At 64.4% G+C, this 17,805-nt stretch carries 17 protein-coding genes; 9 read left to right on the top strand and 8 right to left on the bottom strand.

What is annotated here, in order from left to right; translation table 11 throughout:
- Nucleotides 1-85: 85 nt before the first annotated feature.
- The 4 genes from BR78_RS0107665 to BR78_RS0107650 all read left to right on the top strand — a co-directional run bounded on the left by BR78_RS0107665 (nt 86) and on the right by BR78_RS0107650 (nt 3,821).
- Nucleotides 86-757 carry a 4-carboxy-4-hydroxy-2-oxoadipate aldolase/oxaloacetate decarboxylase gene (locus tag BR78_RS0107665; RefSeq protein WP_029936042.1) on the top strand — a complete coding sequence of 224 codons (672 nt, stop codon included), beginning with the start codon at nt 86-88 and terminating at the stop codon, nt 755-757.
- A complete protein-coding gene (locus tag BR78_RS0107660) occupies nt 750-1,805 on the top strand; it encodes a 4-oxalomesaconate tautomerase (RefSeq protein WP_029936040.1) in 1,056 nt (351 codons plus the stop codon). Before BR78_RS0107665 ends, BR78_RS0107660 begins: the two co-directional genes overlap by 8 nt.
- Nucleotides 1,802-2,707: an amidohydrolase family protein gene (locus BR78_RS0107655; RefSeq protein ID WP_029936037.1), complete on the top strand. Its 906-nt coding sequence runs from the start codon at nt 1,802-1,804 to the stop codon at nt 2,705-2,707. Before BR78_RS0107660 ends, BR78_RS0107655 begins: the two co-directional genes overlap by 4 nt.
- Nucleotides 2,708-2,789: 82 nt before the next feature.
- A complete protein-coding gene (locus BR78_RS0107650) occupies nt 2,790-3,821 on the top strand; it encodes a glycoside hydrolase family 43 protein (RefSeq protein ID WP_231478202.1) in 1,032 nt (343 codons plus the stop codon).
- 6 nt (nt 3,822-3,827) lie between these two features.
- On the opposite strand, the gene BR78_RS21650 is transcribed toward BR78_RS0107650, so the two are convergent.
- Entirely contained in the window at nt 3,828-4,004 is a 177-nt protein-coding gene (locus tag BR78_RS21650) for a hypothetical protein (RefSeq protein ID WP_156022268.1), read from the bottom strand.
- Between the two features lie 160 nt (nt 4,005-4,164).
- On the opposite strand from BR78_RS21650, the gene BR78_RS0107645 reads away from it, so the two are divergent.
- Complete coding sequence (locus tag BR78_RS0107645) at nt 4,165-5,028, top strand: methylenetetrahydrofolate reductase (RefSeq protein WP_231478201.1); 864 nt, start codon at nt 4,165-4,167, stop codon at nt 5,026-5,028.
- 45 nt (nt 5,029-5,073) lie between these two features.
- Here the strand turns inward: BR78_RS0107645 and ligM are convergent, their stop codons facing one another.
- Nucleotides 5,074-6,483 carry a vanillate/3-O-methylgallate O-demethylase gene (gene ligM, locus BR78_RS0107640; RefSeq protein ID WP_029936031.1) on the bottom strand — a complete coding sequence of 470 codons (1,410 nt, stop codon included), beginning with the start codon at nt 6,481-6,483 and terminating at the stop codon, nt 5,074-5,076.
- Nucleotides 6,484-6,618: 135 nt separating this feature from the next.
- Here ligM and purU point away from each other — a divergent pair, with 135 nt between their 5' ends.
- The 4 genes from purU to BR78_RS0107620 all read left to right on the top strand — a co-directional run bounded on the left by purU (nt 6,619) and on the right by BR78_RS0107620 (nt 9,245).
- Nucleotides 6,619-7,476: a formyltetrahydrofolate deformylase gene (gene purU, locus BR78_RS0107635; protein ID WP_029936029.1), complete on the top strand. Its 858-nt coding sequence runs from the start codon at nt 6,619-6,621 to the stop codon at nt 7,474-7,476.
- Nucleotides 7,477-7,480: 4 nt separating this feature from the next.
- A complete protein-coding gene (locus BR78_RS0107630) occupies nt 7,481-8,341 on the top strand; it encodes a bifunctional 5,10-methylenetetrahydrofolate dehydrogenase/5,10-methenyltetrahydrofolate cyclohydrolase (RefSeq protein ID WP_029936027.1) in 861 nt (286 codons plus the stop codon).
- Complete coding sequence (gene folB, locus BR78_RS0107625; protein WP_197021327.1) at nt 8,331-8,702, top strand: dihydroneopterin aldolase; 372 nt, start codon at nt 8,331-8,333, stop codon at nt 8,700-8,702. Before BR78_RS0107630 ends, folB begins: the two co-directional genes overlap by 11 nt.
- Nucleotides 8,703-8,789: 87 nt before the next feature.
- Complete coding sequence (locus tag BR78_RS0107620; protein WP_231478200.1) at nt 8,790-9,245, top strand: MarR family winged helix-turn-helix transcriptional regulator; 456 nt, start codon at nt 8,790-8,792, stop codon at nt 9,243-9,245.
- A 215-nt stretch (nt 9,246-9,460) separates the two neighbouring features.
- Here the strand turns inward: BR78_RS0107620 and BR78_RS0107615 are convergent, their stop codons facing one another.
- The 6 genes from BR78_RS0107615 to BR78_RS0107590 form a co-directional block, all read right to left on the bottom strand.
- Nucleotides 9,461-9,961 (bottom strand): aromatic-ring-hydroxylating dioxygenase subunit beta, encoded by a 501-nt coding sequence (locus tag BR78_RS0107615; protein ID WP_029936021.1) that lies wholly within the window; start codon nt 9,959-9,961, stop codon nt 9,461-9,463.
- Nucleotides 9,958-11,310, bottom strand: a complete 1,353-nt coding sequence (locus BR78_RS0107610) for an aromatic ring-hydroxylating oxygenase subunit alpha (protein ID WP_029936019.1) — start codon at nt 11,308-11,310, stop codon at nt 9,958-9,960. The genes BR78_RS0107615 and BR78_RS0107610 overlap by 4 nt, the downstream gene beginning before the upstream one ends.
- Nucleotides 11,307-12,593 (bottom strand): spinster family MFS transporter, encoded by a 1,287-nt coding sequence (locus tag BR78_RS0107605; RefSeq protein WP_051683262.1) that lies wholly within the window; start codon nt 12,591-12,593, stop codon nt 11,307-11,309. The genes BR78_RS0107610 and BR78_RS0107605 overlap by 4 nt, the downstream gene beginning before the upstream one ends.
- Nucleotides 12,590-14,218 carry a thiamine pyrophosphate-requiring protein gene (locus tag BR78_RS0107600; protein WP_029936015.1) on the bottom strand — a complete coding sequence of 543 codons (1,629 nt, stop codon included), beginning with the start codon at nt 14,216-14,218 and terminating at the stop codon, nt 12,590-12,592. The genes BR78_RS0107605 and BR78_RS0107600 overlap by 4 nt, the downstream gene beginning before the upstream one ends.
- Nucleotides 14,215-15,171, bottom strand: coding sequence for a TauD/TfdA dioxygenase family protein (locus BR78_RS0107595; protein WP_197021326.1), 957 nt, complete (start codon nt 15,169-15,171; stop codon nt 14,215-14,217). The genes BR78_RS0107600 and BR78_RS0107595 overlap by 4 nt, the downstream gene beginning before the upstream one ends.
- Nucleotides 15,172-15,243: 72 nt before the next feature.
- Nucleotides 15,244-17,718, bottom strand: a complete 2,475-nt coding sequence (locus BR78_RS0107590; RefSeq protein WP_029936012.1) for a TonB-dependent receptor — start codon at nt 17,716-17,718, stop codon at nt 15,244-15,246.
- Between the last annotated feature and the right edge of the window lie 87 nt (nt 17,719-17,805).

The following is a 17,805-nucleotide window of genomic DNA, read 5'->3' as shown; positions in this document are numbered from 1 at the left end:
GCAAAAACTTATCGCTACCCTGCAATCCGAATTGTCGCCGCCGCCGGGCCTTCTCTAGCTGGTGGTGGAACAATGGGAGAGCGGCATGGCCAAGGTCGTCCAGAATATCGAGCGCGCCGATCCCGCGACGCTTGCCGGGCTGGCCCATGCGGGCGTCGCCACGGTGCATGAGGCGCAGGGGCGCGTCGGCCTGCTCGGCCATTATCTGCGGCCGATCTATCCGGGCGCGCGGATCGCCGGCTCGGCAGTCACCATCTCGGCGCCGCCGGGCGACAATTGGATGATCCATGTCGCAATCGAGCAATTGCGCGAAGGCGACATCCTCGTCCTCGCACCGACTTCACCCTGCTTCGACGGTTATTTCGGCGATCTGCTCGCCACTTCGGCAATGGCGCGGGGCTGTCGCGGGCTGGTGATCGACGCGGGCGTGCGCGACGTGCGCGATCTCACCGCGATGGGCTTTCCGGTCTGGTCGAAAGCCGTGTCGGCACAGGGCACGATCAAGGCGACGCTCGGTTCGGTCAACGTGCCGATCGTATGCGCGGGTGCGGCGATCGAGGCGGGTGACGTGATCGTCGCCGACGACGACGGCGTCTGCGTGGTGCGGCGTGCGGATGCCGCCGCGGTGCTCGAGAAAGCGCAGGCGCGCGAGGCGGCCGAGGAGGGCAAGCGCAAGCGGCTCGCCGCCGGCGAACTGGGGCTCGACATCTACGGCATGCGTCCCAAGCTCGAGGCGATGGGCCTGCATTATGAGTGATGGCGTGCGCTGCATGTGGATGCGTGGCGGTACGTCGAAGGGCGCCTTCTTCCTTGCCGACGATCTGCCGCAGGACCCGGCCGCACGCGATGCCTTCCTGCTCCGGGTGATGGGCTCGCCCGACCCGCGGCAGATCGACGGCATGGGCGGTGCCGATCCGCTCACCTCGAAGGTCGCGGTGATCGGCAAATCCGCGCGCGCGGGCGTCGACATCGACTATCTGTTTCTGCAGGTCTTCGTCGATCAGCCCATCGTCACCGACAGCCAGAATTGCGGCAACATGCTCGCGGGCGTCGGCCCCTTCGCGATCGAGCGCGGGCTGATCGCGCCCGCCGGCGGCGAGACCCGCGTGGCCATTTTCATGGAGAATACCGGGCAAATAGCGGTGGCGACGGTGCAGACGCCCGGCGGCAAAGTCACCTATGCCGGCGATGCGGCGATCAGCGGCGTGCCGGGCACTGCCGCGTCGATCCCGCTGGCCTTTCGCGATACCGCAGGCGCATCATGCGGTGCGCTGCTTCCCACCGGCAACGGCGCCGACACGATCGAGGGCGTCTCCTGCACGCTGATCGACAATGGCATGCCGTGCGTGGTGATCACTGCGTCCGAGGTCGGGATCACGGGCTATGAAGACCGCGATACGCTCGATGCGAACGACGCGATGAAGGCGCGCGTCGAAGCCATTCGACTGAAAGCGGGCCCGTTGATGAACCTGGGCGATGTCGCGGCGAAGTCGGTGCCGAAGATGATGCTGGTCGCCGCCCCGCGCGAGGGCGGGGCGATCGCGGTCCGTTCGCTGATCCCGCACCGCGTCCATGCCTCGATCGGCGTGCTCGGCGCCGTCAGTGTCGCCACCGCGTGCCTGATCGAAGGCTCGCCCGTCGCCGCGCTCGCCGCGGTGCCGGAAGGCGCTGTGAAGACGCTTGGCGTCGAACATCCGACAGGGGTCACCGAATGCGTGGTGACGGTGGACGCGGAAGGGAGGCCGGTAGAGGCCGGCATGCTGCGCACTGCGCGCAAATTGTTCGATGGAGTGGTCTTCGCATGAGCACCGACGCCGAGGGCCGCATCCGCAGCTGGACTCTCACGCCCTCCAGGCCGCGGTACGTGCCGCCTCTCGGTGCAGTCGATGCGCATTGCCACGTCTTCGGCCCCGCGGCCGACTTCCCGTTCAGCCCAAAGGCCAAATATCTGCCTCAGGATGCCGGGCCCGAGATGTTGTTCGCGCTGCGCGACCATCTCGGTTTTGCGCGCAACGTCATCGTCCAGGCGAGCTGTCATGGGACGGACAACCGGGCGACTCTCGATGCGATCGCCAGATCGAACGGACGCGCGCGAGGCGTCGCCGTGGTCGATCCCGCGATATCCGACGCCGAACTCGATTCGCTTCACGCCGGTGGCATTCGCGGCGTGCGTTTCAATTTCCTCAAACGCCTCGTCGACGATGCGCCTAAGAACAAGTTTCTCGACCTGTCGCACCGCATCGCACGGTTGGGCTGGCACGTCGTAGTGTATTTCGAGGCTGATCTCCTCGAGGAGCTACGACCTTTTCTCGACGCGATTCCGGTCCCGGTGGTGATCGACCATATGGGACGGCCCGATGTCGCGCAGGGCCCGGAAGGCGCCGACATGACCGCGTTTCGCGCCTATGTCGACAGCCGTCCGGACATCTGGGTCAAGACAACGTGTCCGGATCGCCTCGACTCGGCCGGCGAGCCCTATGACGATTTCGTCCGTGCGGTACGTCCTCTCGTCGAGGCCTATCCTGATCGGGTGCTCTGGGGCACCGATTGGCCGCATCCGAACATGGAGAAGGTTCTGCCGGATGATGGCGGAATCGTGGACGTGATTCCGCGGATCGCAGTGACGGCCGAGTTGCGGCAGGCGCTTCTGGTCGACAACCCGATGCGGCTTTACTGGCCCGAGGCCGCGACAAGGCTGCCCGAATAAGGGATCGGTCCTGGTCGAATGACCAGATTGACCGATTGATTGGTCAGGGTAATCTGCCGGCACAACAATATGGAGAGCGGTGGTGGGAGTGGGTGTCAGCCAGGCAAAATTCGCGGCGATAGCGCTGGTAGCGCTAACATCATTGAGCCCGGCGATCGGCCAGACTGCTTCGCAAGCCAGGCCTGGCGCCAATCCGCTCATCCGCGACAAATTCACTGCCGACCCGGCACCGCTCGTGGTGGGAGATCGGCTCTATCTCTATGTCGGGCATGACGAAGCGCAGCGTGACGAGATGTTCAACATGCGCGAGTGGCTCGTCTATTCGACTACCGACATGAAAAGCTGGACCGACCATGGTCCGATCCTGAAGGTCGCCGATTTCAAATGGGCCAAGAAGGACGCCTGGGCATCGCAGGCCATCCAGAAGAACGGCAAGTTCTGGTTCTACGCGGCGGTCGAGCATGACGGCACGCACCCCGGCAAGGCGATCGCCGTCGCGGTATCCGATACGCCCACCGGCCCGTTCGTCGATGCCAAAGGCTCCGCGCTGATCACCAACGAGATGACGCCCAAGGGAACCCACAGCTGGGAAGATATCGATCCCACGGTGTTCACCGACGATGACGGGACGACCTGGATCGCCTGGGGCAATCGCCAATGCTATATTGCGAAGCTCAAGCCCAACATGATCGAGATCGACGGCCCGATCACCGAGATCACGCCGCCACATTTCGAGGAAGGGCCCTGGCTGCACAAGCGCGGGGCGCTCTATTACCTGACTTATGCCTCGCTCGACCGGTCGACGCACCGCGACGAGAAAGTGTCCTATGCCACCGCACCTTCGCCCAAGGGACCGTGGACGTATCGCGGGGAACTGACCGGATCGGGCAAGTACAGCTTCACGATCCATCCGGGGATCGCCGAGTTCAAGGGCAACTGGTATCTTTTCCTGCACAACGCCGGGCTGACGATCGGCGACCTCAACGGCGCAATCGGGCGGCGTGCCGTCACGGTCGAGCATCTCCAATATAATCGAGATGGAACGATGAAGCCCGTCGTCCAAACGGAAGCGGGTGTATCAGTCCCGCCGCCGAGCTCGGCCGGACGCAACTAGGGCCGATCAGGGGTCATTCGCGACAATTGGGCGATTTTCGGCGCCCGAGCTTGGCAGCAGAGCATCATAGATACTGCATGCGGCGAGGACGAGAAGCGCGTCCGCGCAGCATGTGCTCCATTCATCCGTCCGGCCGGTCCGGCTGGCGGACAGTGCGCGGGCAATCAGTTCCACCGTCGTCATGCGCGACGCTCCTCTGACCGACTCTATCCGACGCAGGCGCGAGCGCAACGAAAAAGGATGCCTTGCATACAAAATAACAGGGTGCAGGCCCTGGATTCCTCTGTTTCTCTCTACATAAAATATGTATGTGTTACGTACAGAATCAGATGGGAGATGGGGCTTGCAGAACAGCGCGACCATGCGGCCCACGCGCGAGGCCTGCGCGCCGGACTTGCTGCGCGAGCTTTCGATCGAAATCACGGCGAAGGATCACGACAAGATCGAATTGCTGCGCGATCGAATTCCGGATCGCACGCCGATCTCGATCACCTTCCTGCCCGGTGAGGATATCGATTCGCGCATATTGGCGGCGTGCCGCGTGCGCGATGCAGGCTTCATCCCGGTTCCGCATATTTCTGCGCGGCGCCTGCATTCGGCCGGCGAACTGGACGCGTTCCTGGCTGCGCTTACCGACAGAGCGTCCGTTGACCGGGTCTTTGTCGTCGCCGGTGACATCGCCGAGCCAGAGGGCCCTTTCCGCGATGCGCTGTCGGTGATCCGTTCGGGCGTCCTCGCCCGGCACGGCATCGAGCAGGTCGGCATCGCGGGCTATCCCGAGGGGCACCCCGACATCTCCGGGGCAGCGCTCGAGCGCGCATTGTACGACAAGCTGGAAGCGCTCGAGGCGGCGGGCCAGAGCGCCTGGATCGCAACCCAATTCGGCTTTGACGCGGAGCCGGTACTGGACTGGTTGACGGCGCTTCGCACGCAAACTGCCGTGCCGGTGCGCATCGGCGTCGCCGGACCGGCAAGCATCAAGGCGCTGCTGCGCTTTGCCGCGCGCTGCGGCGTGGGCGTATCGGCCAAGGTCATGGCGAAATACGGGCTGTCGCTTACGCAGTTGCTCGGCAGCGCCGGACCGGGCCCATTGATCGAGGAACTGGCCGAACGGCTGGTTCCGGAAGTCCATGGAGAGGTCCGGCTCCATTTCTATCCGTTCGGCGGGCTCGAGAAGACCGCCGACTGGATCGCCAACTTCCGATAGGTTTGAAAAGGGGAGCACGCCGCGACGGCATGCCCCCCTTTTCGGTCAGGCCTCCGCCTTGGCGGTGCGCCAGCCCTGATGATAGGTCTCACGCGCCACACGCGAATAGGGGACGGGGCTCACCACCGCGCGGACTTCGATCTGCTTGTGCGGCTCGACCGTGGTCTTGCGCGTGCCGCCATCGGGCTCGCCCCAAACCACGCGCAGTTCAGTTCCAACCGGAATTTCCGGATCGATCGTCGCCAGGCTGAGCGCCGTCTTTTCATTGTAGCTGTAGCCGGTGAACATCGACAACCCGACCGTTGCGCCATCGGCATCGGTCACCCTGTCATAGTTGGACGAGGCATAGTTCGCGAGCGGCAGATCGAAGAACTTGTACTGGTCGCCGTCGGGGTCGAACAACGAAGCGAAGATCTTGGCCATGTCGTCGCCGTTCCATGCGAGCGTCACCTTGCGGCGCTGGCTGTCCTTGTCGAGCGCCTCCAATACCTCGCGGCCATGGAAATCATGGTCGAACTTGACGAACGGGCCATAGCCCAGCTCGTATGGCGTCAGATAATAATCCTCGACATTGCCGGAAACGAAGCTGCCGCCGATCGCGCCGGTGGCTTCATAGCTGTCGGCGCCCAGCCATTCGCGATACGCCTTGAGCTTGTCGCCGGTATAGATCGCGGGGAGCGGCGAGGGGATCCAGCCACTCTCCAGCGTATTCGACGGATAGGCGCGGCTGCCGCACGGCACGATGCCGAATTCCTTGCCCGCCGCGAGGATCGCAGCGCGGATCTCCTCCTGCTCCTCATAGGGACCCCAGATCTCGAGGCCCGGCGCACCCGACATGCCATGGCGCAGCGTGCGAACCTTGCGGCCGGCGATGTTCATTTCGCTCATGTTGAAGAACTTGAGCTGCTCGAGCGGACCGCCATGCAGCTTCTCGATGATCTCCCAGGCGCGCGGACCCTGGATCTGGAAGCGCCAGTTGATGCGCTTCACCGGCTTGCCCATCGGGCGCGATGGGCTGCGGTCGTCCTTGACGATCTGGACGTCGTAGCCGCCGGTCTCGGCGTGGAACATCAGCCAGTTGGCGGCGGGCGCACGGCCGACATAGACGAATTCCTGCTCGGCCAGCCAGAACAGGATGCCGTCGCCGATCACATGACCATAAGGCGTCGTTGGCACATATTGCTTCGCCTTGTTCACGGCGAAGCCCTTCATCGAATTGATCGCGGTATCGCTGATCAGCTTGAGCGCGTCGGGGCCGCTGATGAACAGATCGACCATATGGTGCGACTGATCGAACAGCACGGCCGAGTGCTGCCAGGCCCATTGCTCCGAACGCCAATTATGGAATTCCGGAGCGACGACGGGATAGACGTAAGCGCCGATCTGCGAATTGCGCAGCATGTCGACCGGATTGCCGGTCGCGTTGAGTAGCTGCTCCAGGTTGGTTGCCGTCATCTAGCGATTCCTCTCTCGATTTCCCCATGGGGTTAGCCGCTGCGCCTATCCGCGCTTGCCCCTTTCTATCCTCCGCGATATTAGTATGCAATACATACAAATTGCCGCGAACGCGCAGGGAATGGGAGAGATCGAATGACTCGGATTGCGCATGTCCTGACGCTGTCGTGCACCGACCGGCCGGGCCTGGTCGCGACGATCTCGGGACAGCTTTTCGAGGGAGGGGGCAACATCCTCGAGGCGCAGCAATTCGACGATGTCGAAACCGGGCGCTTCTTCATGCGGATCCTCTTCGATTGTCCGGCGGATGCCTATGCGGCGATCCAGGAGCGCATCGCCGAGACCGCCGCGCGTTTCGAAATGGACTGGAAGCTGCGCGCGCGCGACCAGCGCACGCGCGTCTTGCTGCTCGTCTCGCGCATGGACCATTGCCTGGGCGATCTTTTGTACCGCACCCGTATCGGCGAACTGCCGATGGATGTCGTCGGGATCGTCTCCAATCACCCGCGCGAAACGCTCAACGTCTCGCTGATCGGCAACATTCCCTTTCATCACCTGCCGATCACCGGGGAAACCAAGCCGCAGCAGGAGGCGCAGATCAAGGCACTGGTGGACGAGACCGGCGCTGAACTGGTGGTGCTCGCCCGCTACATGCAGATCCTGTCGGATGACCTTTCCGCATTCCTCGTGGGACGCTGCATCAATATCCACCACAGCTTCCTGCCCGGTTTCAAGGGCGCCAAGCCCTATCACCAGGCGCATGCGCGCGGCGTGAAGATGATCGGCGCGACGGCGCATTATGTCACAGCCGACCTCGATGAAGGCCCGATCATCGTCCAGGATGTCGAGGCGGTATCGCACGCCGACACGCCCGAGGACCTTGTGCGCAAGGGTCGCGACATCGAACGTCGCGTCCTAGCACGCGCAGTGCGCTACCAGCTGGAAGACCGGGTATTGCTGAACGGCAGCAAGACCGTCGTTTTCACGAGCTGAGATTGTGGCGGTCTTGATCGACGGCACGGCGCTGGCCGCGCGCATGACGCGCGAGACCGCGGCGCGCGCTGCGCAGCTTTCCTTGCAGCACGGGATCGTGCCCGGACTCGCAGTGATTCTCGTTGGTGATGATCCGGCGAGCCGCATCTATGTCGAGCGCAAGCTGCAGCGGGCGGGCGAGGCGGGGATCCGCTCGATCGAGCACCGCCTGCCCGCCCATACCGATCAGGAAACGCTGCTCGCGCTGATCGCTGCCTGCAATGCGGACGATGCGATCCACGGCATCCTCGTCCAGCTGCCACTCCCGGCGCAAATCGACCCGGCGCGGGTTCTCGACGCGATCTGCCCGGGAAAGGATGTCGACGGCTTCCATCCCGTCAATGTCGGGCGCCTGTCCACGGGGACGGGCGGACTGGTCCCGTGCACGCCCTTGGGATGCATGCGGCTGCTGGAAACCGTGATCGAGGACTTCCGCGGGCTGAAGGCCGTGGTGATCGGCAAGTCGAACATCGTCGGCAAGCCGGTGGCGCTGTTGCTGCTCGACCGCGAATGCACCGTGACGATCACGCATATCCTGACGCGCGGGCTGCCCGAGATCGCGCGGACGGCCGATATATTGGTTGCCGCCGCCGGAAGCCCGGGACTGGTCCGCCCCGATTGGATCAAGCCGGGAGCAGTGGTGATCGATGTCGGCATCAACCGGGTTCGCGGCATCGACGGCAAGGCGCGAATTGTCGGCGATGTGGCCAGCGAAGGAATGGACCATGCCGCGGCGATCACGCCGGTGCCGGGTGGGGTGGGGCCTATGACGATTGCGTGCTTACTTTCCAATACGGTGCGCGCGGCGGAACGTCGTGGCGCTTGACGATCCCTTTTTCGACCGCGGGATGACGATCCATGTCACCATTTCCGGCCTGCAGGTCGCCGCGGACATCGGCGTCTATGCGCACGAGCATGGCCGCGCACAGCCCCTGGTGGTGGACATCCTCCTCGCCATCGACGCGCCGGCGCACGACGCGTTGCAGGAAACCATCGACTATCAGCGCGTCGCCGATGACGCCCATGCCCTGGCACTGAGAAGGACCGCGCTGATCGAGACCTATGCGATGCGGCTGGCCGAACGGTGTATCGCTCATCCCCGGGTGCAACGAGCGGAAGTCCGCGTTTCGAAGCCCGGGGCGCTGCGCGGCGGCCTCGCCGGCGCCCGGGTCTCGCTCGCCCGCTGATCGCCTGGCGCGACACGTCCGGCTCTGGACTGTGCAATCGCGATCGCGCAGGACATCGGGTTATCGAGCGAACGACAGGGGATTGCGTTGACCAAACAGGCCGAACCGCCGATCGAGGACGATGGCGGCATCGGTGCGATCGGGGATATTCTCGGATTTCACATCCGGCTGGCCCATGGCGCCGTCTATCGCCACTTCATGGAGACTTTCGAACATCTCGGCCTGACGCAGAAACAGGTCTCGGTGCTCTGGCTCCTCGACGATCACCCCGGGATCGCACAGACCGATCTTGCGCAGCGCCTGCAAATGGACCGCGCGACCGTAATGGCGATCGTCAATCGCCTGCAGGCACGCGATTTTCTCGTGCGCGGCAAGTCGGCCGGCGATCAGCGGCGGCAGACCCTGACATTGCGTCCGGCCGGCCATGCCGCACTGGTCGAGGCACGCAAGGCGATCCTGGAGCACGAAGCCTGGCTCAAAGGCCGCTTCAACCAGCGCGAGATCAAGCAATTGATCGCGCTGCTGACGCGCATCCACGGATAAGCGTTGATTTCGTGGCCCAGTCCTAGGCCGATAACCTATACAAGCTGTTGATAAATTTGAGTCATCCCGGCCCCTTCGACTGCCTGCAAGGCAGGCGCTCAGGACAGGCTTGAGCCGGGATCCCGCTTCTTCTGCCCGGCCTGAAGCCAGCGGGACCCCGGCTCAAGGCCGGGGTGACGAAAATAATATGAGTCCTCAACATATTCCCGGCGGCTTCAGATCGAATAGAAATCGACCACGGTCGGGATGGTGTCGTTGAGCAACAGGATATGCTTGCGTGCGATCCGCCATGCGCCCTGTTCGTGGCGCAAGACGTGGCGATAGCGGCCGAAGAAATGATGCGTGCGATCCGCACGGACGTCCTGCTGGCAGACGATGAAGGTCGACGCGATTTCGGCGGTGCCGTCCGCGCATTCGATCAGCCGGACATTGCCGATGCAATGCACGCAGCGCGGACGCGGGCGCGATGCGACCGACTGACCCGACCGGGCGCGGAACACACGATCCTCCAGGCCGCGGCGCCCGTCATAATAGATCAGCGAAAGCTCGCGGTCCGGATCGGAAGCGGGGGTCTCCTCGTCGCGCCACGCCGGCATCCAGAAGATCGCATCTTCGGTATAAAGCGCCAGCCACGCGTCCCACTCGCCCTCGTCGAGCAGCGCAGCCTCGCGGTAGAGCAAGTCTTCGGCATCGGCACGGGATAGCGTCGCCGTCATGCGCGTCCGGATCCGACGGCGGGAGCCATGCGCCGCGCCCATTCGCGATAATAATTGTGATAGAGCGTCTCGTCGCACAATTGCGAATCCGCCAGCACGCTTCGCACCGGCGAGGCCCCGATCGCGTCGGACAGCATGTTCCCGCCCTCGCGGCTCGCCGTCATGCCGCGCGCATAGCCTTGCAGCCAGGGATCGACCCGCCCGGCGTGGCCGCGCTGGCAGCTCTCATAGGCGACCGTATCGTCGGGTGTCGCCATGCCCGAGGGATTGAAGAAATCCTCATATTGCCGGATCCGCTGGCGCCGCGCGGCGCCGCTCTCGCCAATGGGCGCGACACACCAGGTGCGCATCAAGGTGCGCCCGGGCGCAAGCGGCTGGATCACGCGCAACTGGCTCGATGCGTTCTCGGCGATCTGGAGATTGGGGAAGATCGTCAGGTTGCGCATGTTGAACACCCAGTCGCGGCCCGCCTCGCCGTGCCGCGCCGCGATCTGCCCCGCGCTTTCGTGCAACGGATGCGAATCCGCCACGCCGATCCGCCCCCAGTTGAGCACATGGCCGTGTTCGAAGCAGTAGCTGCCGCCCTGCACCCCCTCGGCATCCTCGCTCCACGCCTGCGACTGCTCCCAGATCGATCGCACCGCCACGGCGCCTTCGCCTTTTTGCCGCCGCTCCATGATCTTGATGTACGAGGGGTGCGCCGACGTGAAGTGATAGGCGTCGGAGCAGTTTTCGAGCTGCATCTTCCAATTCGCGTCATAGGTGAAGGTCACCGCGCCCGGTACCAGCTCTATCCCTTCCTCGGGCTGGCCGACGACGAAATCGAGGAAGCGCGCGGCTTCGCCCAGATGCCCGGCGAGCGTCGGCACATCGGCGACGAGGCTGCCGAACAGGAATCCGCGATATTCCTCGAAGCGGGGCAGTCGCGTCAGGCCGTGGTCGCTCTGGTCGAAGGCTTCGGAATAGCAGCCGGCGCGTTGCCACTTGATCCCCCGGCTCTTGCCTGCGCTGTCGAAGCTCCAGCTGTGATAGGGACAGACATGCACGCGCGCATTGCCTGCGCGGGTCTGGGCGACCTGCGCGCCCTTGTGCGGACAGGAATTGACGAAGGCGCCCAATCGGCCCTCGCCGTCGCGCATGATCAGGATGGGGACGCGCCCCGCATGGGTCGTGAAGAAATCATGCGCCGCGGGCGCCTGCGACGCCAGGCCAAGGAACACCCAGCCGCCTTCGAAGATGTGCCGCATTTCGAGATCGAAGATGCGGGGATCGCGGAAGACCGCGCGATCGACGCGGAAAATGCCTTCCTGCGGCCGATCGTCGATCAAGCCGGCCGGGTCGATCGTCATGTTTCCTGGCCGGCGTTTGCCGCGGCGGCATAGAGCGTCGCCGCCCGCCAGAAGCACAGCGCCGCGAGCAGGGGGGTGACTGCGATGATCAGCATCGAATAGCGGATGGCGTCGTCGCCCAATTGGCCGGCGAGGAGATCGTTGAGCACGCCGACCGCGCTCGGCCCCACGGCATTGCCGATCAGGCTGGCGCCGAGCAGCACGACCGAGATCGCCAGTGCGCGCCGCCGCTCGCCCACGACGTTCACCACCGCCGCGAAGATCGGCGCCTGGTGGATGAGCGTGAAGAAGCTGGCGAGCGCGAAGCCGCCGACCCAGACCGGGTAGGAGCTGCCGAGCAGGAACAGCGCTTCCGCCGGGCCCGCCAGCAGGCAGGCGATCGCCGGAATCCCCACCCGCCAGAAGTCCCGATGCCGCGGAAGCCGGTCGATCAGCAGTCCGCCCAGCAGGATGCCGACCAGACCGATGATGCCGCGCGTCGGCCCGATGATGTTCGCGACTTCGGTGATCTTCAAATGGTGGACGCGCACGAAGAAGGTCGGCGTCCATGCTCCCGCCGCCCAGACGTTCGCGCCCATCAGCGTGACGCCGGCGAAGATCCAGACGAAGCAGCGGTTCGAGAAGAGCGCGGCGAGATCGCCGAACAGCGAGCGCGCCAGTGGCAGACGCTTCGGAGGGGGCGCCGTCCGCTCGGGTTCGCGAACCGTGAGGATCAGCAACAGCGCGAGGAGCACGCCGGGCAGGCCCATCGCGATGAACATCGCGCGCCAGCCATGGTGCTGCGCGATCCAGCCGGCGAGCGGGAAGAACAGGATATAGGAAAGCGGCGCGGCGGTGCCGAAAAGCGCCAGTGCGAGCGGTCGCCGGTCGGGCGGGAAGCGATCGGCGATGATCGAATTGGAAGGGGCCATTCCGCAGGCTTCACCGGCCCCCATCAGCAGCCGCACCACCGCGAGCTGCCAGATGCTGCCGATAAAGCCCGTGCACGCGGTCATCAGGCTCCAGAAGGTGAGGCCCGCGGCGATGATGTTGCGCCGGTTCGTCCGATCGGCAAGCCAGGCGATCGGAATGCCGAGCAGCGAATAGAAGAGGATGAACGCCAGCCCCGAGACCAGCCCCAGCACGGTATCCGACGAGCCGAGCTCGCGCTTGATCGCGGGAAGCGCGAGCCCGAGCAGCGATCGATCGAGATAGTTGAACACCGAGACCAAAGTGAGGACGAGCAGCGGCCAGGTGGCCGACCAGGGCCAATGCCCCCGTTCGCTGGCGTCCAAGCCCTTCATAGCCGCGACGCGCGCGTTTCCTGCGCGGTGATGAACTCGAGCAGCGCCGGCTGCCCGGCTTCGGTCGCCGCGATTCCCCGCAGGATCGCGGGAACGATCTGGTCGGGCGTGGTGACGCGTTCGCCATATCCGCCCAGCGCACGGGCGAAATCGGCATAATTGCCCGAGATGTCCGTCGCGCGGAAACGCTCGGTAGCCACCGGCATGATCGGCAGTTCGATCGCCATCGCCGAATTGTTGAGCAGGATCGACAGGATCGGCAAGCGCTCGCGAACCGCGGTCTCGAAGTCCATGCCGGTGAAGCCGATCGCGGCGTCGCCCCACACATTGATGCACAATTTGTCGGGGCAGGCGACCTTGGCTCCCATCGCCAGTCCCAGCCCGTAACCGAGCTGGGTGGTCTTGCCCCAGCCGATATAGCTGAGCGGCGAAATCGATTTCCAATAGGGCGTGAGCTGATCGCGCGGCGATCCGGCGTCGTGCGTGATGATCGTGTTGGCGACATCCACGGTACGCTGCAGTTCCCAAAGGACGCGATAGGGGCTGAGCGGCGTTTCCTCGCTTTCGAGCAGAGGCCGCCATTGTGCGAGCCATTCGGCCTCGACCTCGGCGATCTCGCGCGTCACGGCGCCCGGATCGCGGGGAGCCTGCAGCCGATCGCGGCAGGCCTCTATGAGCATCGCCAGAGTCAGCCCCGCATCGCCGACGAGCGCATCGATGCACGGCACGCTCTTGTTGATGTCCGCGGGGTCGAGCGTGGCGTGGACGATCTTCGCCCCCGCCGGCATTGAGACGCCGAACGCCGTTTCGGAAAAGCTGCAGCCGACGCCGAGGATCAGATCGGCGCGGTCGAGGAAATGGCGAAGCTGGCCGGGAATCGCCGCGCCGCCCGAGCCCAAAGCGAGCGGATGCGTCTCGTCGAACGCGCTCTTGCCCTCGAGGCTGGTCGAGACGGGGGCGGCAAGCAGCTCCGCCAGGCCGCGCAATTCGGCATAGGCTTCCGCCCAATGCACCCCTTGCCCCGCATGGATCACCAGCCGCTCCGCCGCGACCAGGCGGTCGGCGACCCGGGCGATCGCTTCCGGATCGGGCGCGGACCGCGTCGTGACGACGGGGGCATAGTCGATCGGCCCGGGCATCTCTTCGTCGAGCACATCCCACGGCATTTCCACCAGCGCGGGGCGAAGCCGGCCGTTGCGCAGCGCGCTGAACGCGCGGCGCAGGACCGCCGGCGCATCTTCGGCGCGCAGGATCGGCTCGCAGGTCTTGGTGATGTCGCGCATCGAGACGCTGGCGTTGTAATTGTCGGGGACGTGCGCCAGCCGCCGCGCATAGCCTTGCGGCAACACCAGCACCGGCACGCTCTCCGAATAGGCCTGGGCGACGCCGCCATAGGCATTCTCGGTGCCGGGGCCGTGCTGCATCGCGAACACGCCCATCCGCCGCCCGCGCGTCAGGCGGGACAGCGCATCGGCCATGTGCAGCCCGGTGCGTTCCTGGCGGACGATGATGGTGCGGATGCCTTTCGCCGCCGCCTGTTCCAGCACGGCGTTGCGCGGATAGCCGAAGAGGACGTCGACACCCTCCCGCGACAGGATTTCGGCAATTGCCGCGCTGACCTTCATGATTTCGCGATGTCCGCGGGGCCGAGCGGCCGTTCGCCCACCACGGTGGTGCGGATCAAGTGGCGCCGCTCATATTTGAAATCATGGATCCCGCGGTGAAGCGTGAAACGATTGTCCCACACGATCAGCGTATCCTTCCGCCACTTCACGCGGCAGTGATAATGAAGATGCTGCGCGAGGCTCTGCAGATAGGCGAGCAGGGCACGGCTTTCTTCTTCGCTCCAGCCGACGAAGCGCTTGAAATAGGCCGTCGTGGCGAACAGCGCCTTGCGGCCGGTCTCGGGATGTACGCGCACCGCGGGATGGATGCTCTCGAGCTGGTCCTCGGTGAAATCGTGGCTCTCGCGCAGGCGCAGACGCTTCTCGGGCGCGAGTTTCTCGTTCTTCGCCCAGATGTCCTTGCCCGAATAGACGACCTGCAGTCCGTCGAGCAGCGCCTTCAGGCCATCGGACATATGTTCGTAGACGAGATAGGCGTTCGAGAACGCCGTATCGCCGCCCCATTGCGGCACTTCCAGCGCGCGCATCACGATGCACTTGGGCGGACGGAGGAGAAACGGACTGTCGGTGTGGAAATGCTCGAACGACGGCACTACATTCTCGGGTTCGTGCGCTTCGCGACGCACCTCCTGCATGTCGCGATGCCCGTCATAGGTCGGTGCCTGGGGCAGTTCGGTGATGTCGCCGAAATGGCGTGAAAAAGCCTTGTGCTGCTCCGGCGTCAGCTTCTGGTCGCGAAACAGGATCACCAGGAAATGCTCGAACGCCTTCATGATCTCGGCAAGGACCTGATCGTCGAGCGGCTCGCGCAGATCGACGCCGCTGATCTCGCACCCGCATGCCCCGGAGATCGGCTCGACGCCGATCCTGCGAAACTCCGGCATGGGCAGGCCGGCGACGATCGGTGAACCCGCCGGGCCCTTGCCGGCATCGAACATCACCTGACTGGTCACAATAGGCTCCTTCGAAATCATGGCCGGCAATTCAGAAGACGGAGGCGGCACGAATCCCGCCTCCGGAAAGCTTCATTTGAAACGGCGCTTCACGGTCACTGCCCAGGTCCGCGGCTCGCCGACCGATCCCTGGATCGAATTGGTCGATCCGCGATTGTCGAAGACGTCGGAATAATAGAGCTTGTCGGTCAGGTTGCGCCCTTCGAGCGCGAATTCCCAGGCGTCGTCGGGCATGCGGAGGGCCAGCCGCGCATTGACCAAAGTGCGGCCTTCGACCTGGCCGAAAATGTCCTTACCGCCGGTCACTGCATCCACGTTGTTCGCGTTGCGGTTGAACGTGTCCTGGTGATTGACGTCGATCCGCGGCGTCAGCGTCGCCCCGCTCGCGAAGACATGTTCATATTGCGCGCCGATATTCCACTGCCAGGGCGAGATATATTGCCCCTTGTCCTCGAGGCCGATTCCCGAAGTCGCCGCCGCTGCCGAGATCGCAGTATATTTGAAGTCGAGATAAGCGAGCGCGGCGTCGATCGCGACGCCTTTCAGCGGGCGAAGCGTCAGTTCGGCTTCGCCGCCCTTCACGTCGGCCTTGCCGGCGTTGAGCGGCAGGGCGCAGGGCGTGGCCGGCGCGCCGGGCAGGGGGCAGCTGGCCACGGTGACCAGGATGTCGTCATATTTGTTGAGGAAGCCGCTGACGTTCAGCCGCACCTTGCGATCGAGGAAGTCGCTCTTGAACCCGGCCTCGTACGCCGTCAGCTTTTCCGGCCCGAACGGCAGCGCCTGTGCGGGGAAGAAGACGCGTGGATTGACGCCGCCGCTCTTGAACCCGGTCGAGACCTGCGCATAGGTCATCAGCTGATCCGACCAGCGATACTGGATCACGCCGCGCCAATCGACGCGATCGCCGGAAAAGGTACCGACCAGTCCGTCGATCGATGCGATCGACGGGGGCGTGGCGCCTCCGGAGCTCGAGCCGGGAATGCCCTTGCGCCCATAGATGAAGGACTTTTCGAGATCGGTGTAGCGTATGCCGCCGACGAGATGGAGCCCGGCGAGCACTTCCCAATCGGCGTTGGCGAACACGGCCTTGGTCGTCGCCGGGATCTCATTGTCTTCGATGAAATTGAGCGTCGGAAGCGTGACGCGCGAGATATTCTCGCTGCGCTTGTGGAGATAATATCCCCCCACCGTGAAATTGAACGACGGGCCTACCCGGCCATTGAGCCGGAGCTCCTGGCTGAACTGCCGATTCCAGATCCGGTTCGCCTGCAGCGTCGGCGAGAAGGGCGATCCATCCGCGGAGGCGTAGACGCCGTTGAACTTGCGATAGGCCGTGATCGAGGTGAAGCTGAAATCCGGCGAAAGATCGACGGTCAGATTGGCCGAAACGCCCCAGGAATCGATCGCTGACTTGATCGGTGCGGCCCAGGGCCCCGATCCGTCGCGCGGCGCGAGCTCCAGATAATTCTCGTAACTGACATAGGGGCTGTTGCTGAAGCTATCCTGTGCGTAATTGCCATAAGGCGAATAGCTGATGAACTGCGATCCGGTGGAAGTGCCGTAGCGCACGCCCTTCATCGTATAGGCAGCCGCCGACGGGCCGGTAGTGGCGGAGCCGGTGTTCGTCACGCCGGGATTGGCGTTCTGGCCGACATAGAGCAAGGTCGTCGGACCGGATTCGCTCTCGTCCTGCGTCATGTCGCCGACGATATCGAGCGTGACGTTGTCGCTGGGTTGGTAGCGCAGCGCCAGGCGACCCGCGACATAATCCTTGCCGCCCTCGGTGCCGAGCTTGCAGCCCTTGTTGTTGGTGACCGAAGAAGGGATCGGGGTTCCCGGGTGCGTACAGGCATAGTCGTAGCGCGTGACATAGCCGTCCTTGTGGACCGCTGTGCCTGAAACGCGCGCGAACAACTGGTTCGGCAGGATCGTGAAATTGGCCGCGCCGCGCAGCTCGACGCGGTTGTAGCTGCCATAGGTCGCCTGGAAATAGCCGCCGCCATTGCCGTCGGGTTTCTTCGAATAGAGCTTGATCGCGCCGCCGATCGAATTCTGTCCGGCGAGCGTTCCTTGCGGGCCGCGCAGGATCTCGACGCGATCGAGATCGATCAGGTCGAGCAGCGAGCCGTGCATCGTCGGTAGATAGACATCGTCGATATACAGGCCCACGCCCGGTTCGAGCGCAAAGCTGGTATCGCGCTGACCGACGCCGCGAATGTACGCGACCACTGCAGGACCATAGGTGGCGGGCGCCTGGCGCAGCGTGACGTTCGGAGCCTGGTTGCCCACGTCAGCGATGCTCGTCTGGCCGCGCGCCTCGAGCATTTCTCCCGATAGCGCGGTGATCGCCAACGGTGCATCCTGCAGCTTCTGCTCGCGAAACTGCGCAGTGACGACGATCTCGTCGTTGGCCTGGTCGTTGGACTGGGCTTCCTGATCCTGCTGGCCGCCAGTGTCCTGCGCCGCCGCCGGCGCGGCGACGGAGACGGCTATAGCGAGTGCGAGTATCGAAGCCGTCGCGTGCAGCGAATTTGGTCGAATTCTCATATTGCATCCCCCCCAAGGGCTGGTCGCGTGCCTTTGCAGCATCGCGAGAACCGGGATTGGATATGTTGAGTAATCAACTGTCAAGGC

The organism is Sphingomonas sp. UNC305MFCol5.2 (assembly GCF_000712135.1).
GTDB lineage: Bacteria > Pseudomonadota > Alphaproteobacteria > Sphingomonadales > Sphingomonadaceae > Sphingomonas.
The sequence above is the reverse complement of the archived record's forward strand: the minus strand, read 5'-3'. Positions and strand labels throughout refer to the sequence as shown.